The sequence below is a fragment of the Streptomyces sp. SM1 genome (assembly GCF_002910825.1).
GTDB lineage: Bacteria > Actinomycetota > Actinomycetes > Streptomycetales > Streptomycetaceae > Streptomyces > Streptomyces okerensis.
On the sequence record NZ_NEUB01000387.1, the window covers coordinates 1 to 8,541 of the forward strand.

General features: G+C 71.2%; 7 protein-coding genes. 1 reads left to right on the forward strand and 6 read right to left on the reverse strand.

Going from position 1 to position 8,541, the window contains the following annotated elements; translation table 11 throughout:
* Positions 1-8 precede the first annotated feature (8 nt).
* The 6 genes from B9S61_RS09895 to B9S61_RS09920 all read right to left on the reverse strand — a co-directional run bounded on the left by B9S61_RS09895 (position 9) and on the right by B9S61_RS09920 (position 7,403).
* Complete coding sequence (locus B9S61_RS09895; protein ID WP_103541932.1) at positions 9-1,007, reverse strand: sugar phosphate isomerase/epimerase; 999 nt, start codon at positions 1,005-1,007, stop codon at positions 9-11.
* Positions 1,008-1,023: 16 nt separating this feature from the next.
* Positions 1,024-2,232, reverse strand: a complete 1,209-nt coding sequence (locus B9S61_RS09900) for a Gfo/Idh/MocA family protein (protein ID WP_103541933.1) — start codon at positions 2,230-2,232, stop codon at positions 1,024-1,026.
* 80 nt (positions 2,233-2,312) lie between these two features.
* Positions 2,313-3,362 carry a substrate-binding domain-containing protein gene (locus B9S61_RS09905; RefSeq protein ID WP_103541934.1) on the reverse strand — a complete coding sequence of 350 codons (1,050 nt, stop codon included), beginning with the start codon at positions 3,360-3,362 and terminating at the stop codon, positions 2,313-2,315.
* A 17-nt stretch (positions 3,363-3,379) separates the two neighbouring features.
* Positions 3,380-4,399 carry an ABC transporter permease gene (locus B9S61_RS09910; protein WP_103541935.1) on the reverse strand — a complete coding sequence of 340 codons (1,020 nt, stop codon included), beginning with the start codon at positions 4,397-4,399 and terminating at the stop codon, positions 3,380-3,382.
* The gene (locus B9S61_RS09915; protein ID WP_103541936.1) at positions 4,396-5,916 is read right to left on the reverse strand and encodes a sugar ABC transporter ATP-binding protein; all 1,521 of its coding nucleotides are present in this window, start codon (positions 5,914-5,916) and stop codon (positions 4,396-4,398) included. The genes B9S61_RS09910 and B9S61_RS09915 overlap by 4 nt, the downstream gene beginning before the upstream one ends.
* Before the next feature lie 305 nt (positions 5,917-6,221).
* Entirely contained in the window at positions 6,222-7,403 is a 1,182-nt protein-coding gene (locus B9S61_RS09920) for an ROK family protein (protein ID WP_103541937.1), read from the reverse strand.
* A gap of 279 nt (positions 7,404-7,682) precedes the next feature.
* Here B9S61_RS09920 and B9S61_RS09925 point away from each other — a divergent pair.
* A partial coding sequence (locus B9S61_RS09925; RefSeq protein WP_146064765.1) for a serine/threonine-protein kinase occupies positions 7,683-8,541 on the forward strand: 859 nt, incomplete at its 3' end.

Sequence of the window (8,541 nt, forward strand, 5' to 3'; positions counted from 1 at the left end):
CGCCTTGCTCAGCTGTTGAACGCGGCGTCGAACGACGCGCTGGGCGGCTCGTAGTCGAACGCCTTCAGCCGGGCCAGCGCCTCCGGCGCGCCCTGGAGACGGTCCATACCGGCGTCCTCCCACTCCACGGAGACGGGACCCTGGTAGTCGATGGAGCGCAGCATGCGGAAGACGTCCTCCCAGGGGACGTCCCCATGGCCGGCGGAGACGAAGTCCCAGCCGCGCCGCGGGTCGCCCCAGGGCAGATGCGAGCCGAGGCGGCCGTTGCGGCCGTCGAGTCGCTTGCGGGCCTCCTTGCAGTCGACGTGGTAGATCCGGTCCCGGAAGTCCAGGAGGAATCCGACCGGGTCGAGGTCCTGCCACACGAAGTGCGAGGGGTCGAAGTTGAGACCGAAGGCCGGCCGCCGGCCGACCGCGTCCAGGGCGCGTACGGTCGTCCAGTAGTCGTAGGCGATCTCGCTGGGGTGCACCTCGTGGGCGAAGCGCACGCCCTCGGCGTCGAAGACGTCCAGGATCGGGTTCCAGCGCTCGGCGAAGTCCTCGTAACCGCGCTCGATCATCGACTCGGGGGCGGGCGGGAACATGGCGACCAGGTGCCAGATGGCGGAGCCGGTGAAGCCGATGACGGTGTCGACGCCGAGGAGGGCCGCGGCGCGCGCGGTGTCCTTGATCTCGGCGGCGGCCCGCTGCCGTACTCCCTCCGCCTCGCCGTCGCCCCAGATGCGGGCGGGCAGGATGGCCTGGTGGCGTTCGTCGATGATGGCGTCGCAGACCGCCTGTCCCACCAGATGGTTGGAGATCGCCCAGCACTTCAGGCCGTACTTCTCCAGGAGCTGGTGGCGGCCGGCGACATAGGAAGGGTCGGCGAGTGCCTTGTCGACCTCGAAGTGATCGCCCCAGCAGGCGAGTTCGAGGCCGTCGTAGCCGAAGTCGCGGGCGAGTCGGCAGACCTCCTCCAATGGCAGGTCCGCCCACTGGCCGGTGAAGAGCGTGAAGTTGCGCGGCATCCGTTTTTCCGTCCTCTCAGGCGGCGATCGGTGTGTAGACGGAGTTCTTCTCGGCGCTCTCCTCCACCGCCGCCAGGACGCGCTGCACCTGGAGCCCATCGGCGAAGGAGGGTTCGGGGGCGCGGCCCTCGGCTACCGCGTGCACCAGGTCGCGGGCCTGGTGCACGAAGGTGTGCTCGTACCCGAGGCCGTGGCCCGGCGGCCACCATGCCTCGAGGTAGGGGTGGTCGGGTTCGGTGACGAGGATGCGGCGGAACCCGGCGTGGATACCGGGCTCGGTGCCGTCGTGGAACTCCAGCTCGTTGAGCCGCTCCAGGTCGAAGGCGAGCGAGCCGCGCTCGCCGTTGAGTTCGATGCGCAGGGCGTTCTTGCGGCCGGTGGCGTACCGGGTGGCCTCGAAGGCGGCGAGGGCGCCGGAGGCGAAGCGGCCGGTGAACAGGGCCGCGTCGTCCACGGTGACCTGTCCGGTGCCGGCGGCGGAGACGGCGGCCGGGCCGCTGCTGGGAGCGCTGGGCAGCGGCCGCTCCCGTACGAAGGTCTCGGTGAGCGCGGAGACGCCGGCCAGCTGCTCCCCGGCCAGGTACTGGGCCAGGTCGACGATGTGCGCGCCGAGGTCGCCGAGCGAACCGGAGCCGGCGTGTTCCCGGCGCAGCCGCCAGGTCAGCGGGAACCCGGGGTCCACCAGCCAGTCCTGGAGGTACGCCGCCCGCACGTGCCGCAGGGTGCCGATGCGGCCCTCGGCCACCATGCGCCGGGCCAGCGCGGTGGCGGGCACGCGGCGGTAGTTGAAGCCGACCATCGCCAACTGACCGCGCGCGCTGGCCTCTTCGGCGGCCCTGGCCATCGCCTCGGCCTCCGCCACGGTGTTGGCGAGGGGCTTTTCGCACAGCACGTGTTTGCCCGCGGCGAGCGCGGCGAGCGCGATCTCGGCGTGTCTGTCACCGGGGGTGCAGATGTCGACGAGGTCGATGTCCTCCCGCTCGACCAGGGCGCGCCAGTCCGTCTCGGCCTCCGCCCAGCCGTGCCGGTCGGCCGCGGCCCGCACGGCGTCGGCGTCCCGGCCGCAGATCACGGCCAGTTCGGGCCTGAGCGGCAGGTCGAAGACGTGGCCCGCGGTCCGCCAGCCCTGGGAGTGGGCGGCGCCCATGAAGGCGTAACCGACCATGCCGACGCGCAGCGGTGGCTTCCCCGCCCGATCCCCTTCGGACGCTTGCGGCTGTGCCATTCGGATGTCCTCCTCGTCGTCGTGGCGGGCGGGGGTGGGCCCCGCCCGGTGGGCTGGTCAGGCCCGTGGGGCGGGGCTCCTCACTGGAAGCCGGTGGACATGTACTGGTCCACGTTGTCCTTGTCGACGACGGCCGAGTAGCAGGTCACCAACGAGGGGATCTCGAACTCGGCGAGGCCGCCGACGCCCTTGCCCTGGCCGAGGGCCCGGGCGAGGTCGATCGCGGAGGCGGCCATGGTCGGCGGATACAGGACGGTGGCCTTCAGGACACCGTTGTCGGCCTTGATGGCCTCGAAGGCGGCGAGCGCGCCCGCGCCTCCCACCATCAGGAACTCGTCGCGCCCGGCCTGCTCGATGGCGCGCAGCGCGCCCACGCCCTGGTCGTCGTCGTGGTTCCACAGCGCGTCGATCCGTGACTGTGCCTGGAGCAGCTGGGCCATCTTGGCCTGGCCGGACTCGACGGTGAACTCGGCGGCCTGGCGGGCCACCTTGCTGATGTTGGGGTAGTTCTTCAGCGCGTCGTCGAAGCCCTGGGTGCGCTGCTTGGTCAGCTCCAGGTTGTCCAGGCCGGCCAGTTCGACGACCTTGGCACCCTGCTTGTCCTTGAGCTTCTCGCCGATGTAGTGGCCGGCGTTGAGGCCCATGCCGTAGTTGTCGCCGCCGATCCAGCAGCGGTAGGCCTGCGGGGTGTTGAAGACGCGGTCGAGGTTGACGACGGGGATACCGGCGCGCATCGCCTTGAGCCCGACCTGGGTCAGGGCCTTGCCGTCGGCGGGCAGGATGACCAGGACGTCGACCTTCTTGTTGATGAGGGTCTCGATCTGGCCGATCTGCTGGGCGGTGTCGTTGGAGCCCTCGGTGATCTCCAGGGTGACGTCGGAGTATTTCTCCGCGCGCTTCTTGGCGTTGTCGTTGATGGCGTTGAGCCAGCCGTGGTCGGCCTGCGGTCCGGCGAAGCCGATGGTGACCGGCTTGCCGGGCTTGTCGTCGGCGGCCGGCTGGTCCTTCGCGGCGGACTCGTCCTTCTTGCTGGGCTCGTTGCTCGTGCAGCCGGTGGCGAACACGCCGGCGGACACGGCGGCCGCTCCGAAGAGCAGTCCTCTGCGGCTTGCGAAAGGTGATTCTGGCATGGCGGTGAACCCTTTCCTCAGGTCGTGCTCGCGGTACGGCGCTGGACCAGCACGGCGGCGACGATGATCGCGCCCTTGGCGATCTGCTGGACGTCGCTCTGCAGGTTGTTCAGGGCGAAGATGTTGGTGATGGTGGTGAAGATCAGGACGCCGAGGACGGAGCCGACGATGGTGCCGCGGCCCCCGGTGAGGAGCGTGCCGCCGATGATCGCGGCGGCGATGGCGTCGAGTTCGTAGAGGTTGCCGTTGGTGTTCTGGCCGGAGCCGGTCAGAACGATCAGCAGGAAGGCGGCGATGCCGCAGCACAGCCCGGACAGCAGGTAGAGGTAGAGCCGCTGGCGGCGGACGTCGATGCCGGCCAGCCGGGCGGCCTCCGCGTTGCCGCCGACGGCGACGGAGCGGCGGCCGAAGGTGGTCCGGTTCAGGACCAGCCAGCCGATGACGGTGACCGCCGCGAACACCAGGACCAGCGGCGGGATGCCGAGCACGTAGGAGTCGCGCTCACCGAGGTCGAGGACGCCGTCGACGGTGACGATCTGGGTCCGCCCGTCCGTGATCTGCAGGGCGAGTCCGCGGGCCGAGGCGAGCATGGCGAGCGTGGCGATGAACGGGACCATCCCGCCGTACGCGATGAGCACCCCGTTGACCAGCCCGCAGCCGAGGCCGACGAGGACGGCGGTGAAGAGGATGCCGGCGAAGCCGTACTCCTGGGTGGCGACCGTGGTGGCCCACACCGAGGCGAGGGCGACGATGGCGCCGACCGACAGGTCGATGCCGCCGGAGATGATGACGAAGGTCATGCCGACGGTGACGACACCGATGACGGAGGCCAGGGTGAGGATGAGCTGGAGGTTGCGGGTGTCCAGGAACTGGTCCGGTTTGGTGATGCCGCCGATGAGGATCAGTACGGCGAGCACACCGAGCAGCGACAGTGTGCGGACGTCGGCGCGGAACAGCACGGCGCGCCAGGCGGGCGTTTCGGCGGCCGACGGCACCTTGTCGGTGCTGTCCCGCGGCCGGGAGACGTTCTGCGTCATGACGCCGGGCTTCCTTCCATGACCAGGTCGAGTACACGGTGTTCGTCGAGCTCGCGGGCGGGCGCGGTGTGCACGACACGGCCCTCGCGCAGTACCAGGACGCGGTCGGCGAGGCCGAGGACCTCGGGCACCTCGCTGGAGACCAGCAGTACGGCGAGTCCCTCGTCCGCCAGCCGGCGGACGACCGCGTACAGCTCGGCGCGGGCGCCGACGTCGACGCCGCGGGTGGGTTCGTCGAGCAGCAGCACCCGGCAGCCGCGCAGCAGCCAGCGGGCGAGCACGGCCTTCTGCTGGTTGCCGCCGGACAGGGTGCGCACGGGCACGTTCGTGTTGTCGGGGCGCAGGGACAGTTCGCGGACCGCGGCGCGTGCCGCCCCCAGTTCGGCACCGCGGTCGATCCAGCCGAGCCGCGCGAAGCGGGACATGGAGGAGACCGACACGTTGCGGGTGACGGACTCCAGCATGAGCAGGGCCTGCGCCTTGCGCTCCTCGGGGGCGAGTCCGAGCCCGGCGCGCACGGCCGCCCGCACGCTGCCCGGCCTCAACGGCCGCCCTCCGACGAGGACACGGCCGGTGTCGGGCTTGCGGGCGCCGTAGACCGTCTCCAGGATCTCGGAGCGTCCCGATCCGACGAGGCCGGCCAGTCCGACGATCTCGCCGGGGCGCACCTGGAGGTCCAGCGGGGCGAACTCCCCCTTGCGGGAGAGCCCTTCGACGGTCAGTACCGGTTCGCCGTGCTCCGGGGCGGCGGCGGGCCGGGGCGGGAAGACGTACTCGACGTTGCGTCCCGTCATCAGCGCCACCACCTCACTGGTCGGTGTCGACTTCGCGGGGAGTCCGCCGGCCACGGCCCGGCCGTCCTTCAGCACGGTCACCCGGTCTCCGATGCGCCGGATCTCCTCGAGGCGGTGCGAGATGTAGACGACGGCCACCCCGTCGGCCGTGAGATCGCCGACGATGCGGAAGAGGTTGTCGACCTCGTCCGGGTCGAGGGCGGCGGACGGCTCGTCCATGACGATGAGCCGCACGTCGTGGGAGAGGGCCCGCGCCATCGACACGATCTGCTGCTGGGCCGCCGACAGATCCCCCACCAGCCGGCCCGGGTCCACCTCGGGGTGCCCGAGCCGTTTGAGGAGTTCGGCGGTCGACGACCTGGCGGCCCTCCCCCGTACGACGAATCCGGCGGCCGTGGGTTCGTGGCCGAGGTGGACGTTCTCGGCGACCGACAGGTGTTCCACCAGGTCGAGTTCCTGGTAGATGGTGGCGATGCCGAGGCGCATGGCGGCGATGGGCGAGCGGAGTGTGACGTCGTCGCCGCGCCAGCGGATGGTGCCGGAGTCGGGCTGGTGGGCGCCGGCCAGCACCTTGATCAGGGTGGACTTGCCGGCGCCGTTCTGGCCGAGCAGGCAGTGCACCTCGCCGGCCTGGACGTCGAGGTCGACGCCGTCCAGGGCCCGGACTCCGGGGAACGACTTGGTGATGCCGGACATGCTGAGCAGCGGTGGTTGTGGTGCCATGCGGATTCCCCTCGGCGGTCGTGCGGGGCCGGTGCCAGGGCGGTCCCCTTGCGGGGCAGGCGTTTTCGGGCAGGGCGGAGCAGAGCGGTGGCGGAGGGCTGTTGTTCGCGGTGACGCGGGCGGAGCCGGTGACGCGGTGTGCGGCGCGGATTCTGCGGTGAAGCGGGGTGACGCGGTGCGGGGCCGTTTCCTTGCGGTGAAGCCGGGTGACGCGGAGTTGGGCCGTTCCTTGCGGTGGAGCAGGATGACGCGGTGCGGAGCTGTTCCGTGCTGCGGTGGAACAGGGTGACGCGGGGTGGGGCTGCTTACGCGGGTGAGAACAGGTGGTCGCTGATCAGCCGGGCTCCGCCGATGACGCCGGCGGCGGGACCCAACTCCCCGAGGACGATGGGCAGGTTGCCGGTGGCCAGGGGAAGCGAGCCGCGGTACACTTGGGTGCGGATCGCGGCGAGCAGGGTGTGGCCGAGGCCGGTCACCCCGCCGCCGATCACCACCAGGCCGGGGTTGAAGAAGCTGACCAGGCCTGCGATGACCTGGCCGGTGCGGTTGCCGCCCTCACGGATCAGATCGAGGGCGGTGGCGTCACCGGCCGCGGCCGCGGCGGCGACATCGACGGCGCTGAGCGTGCCGTTCGACTCCAGTCGGCCGGCGAGTTCGGCGGAGAGCCGCTGCTGGGCGGCCTCCGTCGCGTCCCGGGCGAGGGCCGCTCCGGAGAAGTGCGCCTCCAGGCAGCCCCGGTTTCCGCAGGCGCACGGACGGCCGTCGGGCACGGCCTGGATGTGCCCGATGTCGCCCGCGCTGCCCGTCGTACCGCGGTAGACCTCACCGCCGACGACGATGCCGCAGCCGATGCCGGTACCGATCTTGACGCAGAGGAAGTCGGCGACGGTGCGGGCGACGCCCGCGTGCTGCTCCCCCATGGCCATCAGGTTCACGTCGTTGTCGACCATGACCGGACAGCCGAGGTCCTGGCTGAGCGCCTCCCGCACGGGGAAGCCGTCCCAGCCCGGCATGATCGGCGGAGCCACCGGGATGCCCTCGGGAAAGCGGACCGGGCCCGGGACGCCGATACCGGCGCCGTCGAACCCCTCCGCGAGCCCCGAAGCCTTCAACTTCGCGGCCATGGCCAGTACTTGCTCGAAGACCGCGACCGGTCCCTCGCGTACGTCCATGGGCTGGTTGATGTGACCGAGGATCTCCAGTTCGGCGTTGGTGACGGCGACGTCGACCGAGGTCGCGCCGATGTCGACGCCGAGGAACCGCAAGTGCGGGTTGAGCCGGATGTTGTGGGAGCGCCGGCCGCCGCGCGAGGCGGCGAGTCCGTCGGCCACGACGAGTTCCGTCTCCAGCAGCCGGTCCACCTCCACGGCCAGTTTCGACCGGGAGAGGTCGACCTGGTCGCCCAGCTGGGCACGGGAGTTGGGGCCACCATCACGCAGCAGCCGGAGCAGTCGCGCCTGATGGGAGTTGGCGGGTCGCGCGGTCATACGTCTCACGAGCCCCTCCCCGCCTCATCGGCCTGTGCGCCGGATTCCGGCCACGTGTGTGGCTTCCTTCGGATGGGAAAGTAGCAGCGCCTGCCGGAGGTGGGAAGAAGTCGCGCAGGAATTGACCCCTACTTTTTCCACTCACAGGACAAAGACGCCTCCGCGGCGCCGCGGGACGCCGCAACCGCGGCGGCCGAAAGAGTGTCTGTCATCGCGAGGGCCGGATCCCCGGAGTGGCGCCATACTCCAGGGAACGGAGGCCGGCCACGGGGGGTGTCGATGAGTGCCTGGACCGTTCCGGGATATGCCGAGTCGCTGGAACTCGGCGCGGGGGCCAGCGGGCGCGTGGTGCTCGCCGTCCATGAGGTGACCGGTGTTCCGGTCGCGGTGAAGTACCTCAGCGAGTCGCTGCACACCCGGCCGGGCTTCGTACACGGCTTCCGCACCGAGGCACGGCTGCTCGGCGGGCTGGACAGCCCTCACGTCGCAGGGCTGTACGAGTACGTGGAGAGCCCGGACGGGGCCGCCATCGTGATGGAACTGGTGGACGGGGTGTCCCTGCGGGCGCTGCTGGCCGGACGGGGCCCGCTGGATCCCGAGGCCGCGCTGCTGATCCTGAAGGGGTCGCTGCTGGGCCTCGCCGACGCGCACCGGCTCGGGGTGGTGCACCGCGACTACAAGCCGGAGAACGTCCTGGTCACCCCGGACGGCGCGTCGAAGCTCGTGGACTTCGGGATCGCGGTGGACACGCGTGCGCGGGCCGGTGTGGCGGGCACCCCCTCCTACATGGCGCCCGAGCAGTGGCGCGGCGAACCCGCCTCCCCGGCCACCGACGTGTACGCGGCCACGGCCACCTTCTTCGAGTGCCTCACCGGCCGCAAGCCCTACCCGGGCGACAACATCGCCGAACTCGCCCTGCGTCATGTCGACGCGCCGGTCCCGGCGGAGGACGTACCCGAGGCGGTACGGTCCCTGGTCCGCCGCGGGCTGGCCAAGGAGGCGTCGCACCGGCCGGCCGACGCGGAGGCGTTCGTCGCCGAACTCGAGGCGATCGCGGGCACCGCGTACGGGCCCGGCTGGGAGGAGCGGGGCCGCGGCCCGCTCGCCCTTCTCGACGTCGCGCACGGCGAGCACCACG